We start from the raw sequence: 537 nt of genomic DNA on the forward strand, positions 1-537 counted from the left end.
CTGGCCGACATGGACGCGATGGGCGTCGACGTGCAGGTCGTCAGCCCGTCGCCCAACCAGTACCACTACTGGGCGCCGCAGGATCTGGCGGCCGACCTCGTGCGCATCCAGAACGAGGCGCTGGCGGTCTTGTGCGCCGCCGCGCCCGACCGGCTGATGGCGCTTGGCGCGGTATCGCCGCAGCATCCCGAACTGGCGGCGGCGCAGCTGCGCCATGCGGTGAAGGAACTGGGCTTTCGCGGCGTGGAGATCAGTTCGGTGATCGGCGGCATGGACTTGTCCGACCGCCAGCTCGACCCGTTCTGGCAGGCGGCCGAGGATACCGGCGCGCTGGTGTTCATCCATCCGATGGGCTGCTCGCTCGACGAGCGGCTGGCGCCCGCGTACCTCTCCAACCACGTCGGCCAGCTGGTGGAGCATGCGGTCGCGCTTTCGCACCTGATCTTCGGCGGGGTGCTCGACCGGCATCAGGGGCTGAAGGTGGTGGCGGCGCACGGCGGCGGCTACCTGCCCGCGCACATGGGCCGCGCCGACCAC

At 70.6% G+C, this 537-nt stretch carries 1 protein-coding gene; it reads left to right on the forward strand.

Going from position 1 to position 537, the window contains the following annotated elements:
* Nucleotides 1-537, forward strand: a 537-nt coding sequence (locus tag V2S85_RS27190; RefSeq protein WP_330705888.1) for an amidohydrolase family protein, incomplete at both ends; no start/stop codon positions are given.

The sequence above is a fragment of the Novosphingobium resinovorum genome, from assembly GCF_036352595.1.
Classification (GTDB): domain Bacteria; phylum Pseudomonadota; class Alphaproteobacteria; order Sphingomonadales; family Sphingomonadaceae; genus Novosphingobium; species Novosphingobium resinovorum_B.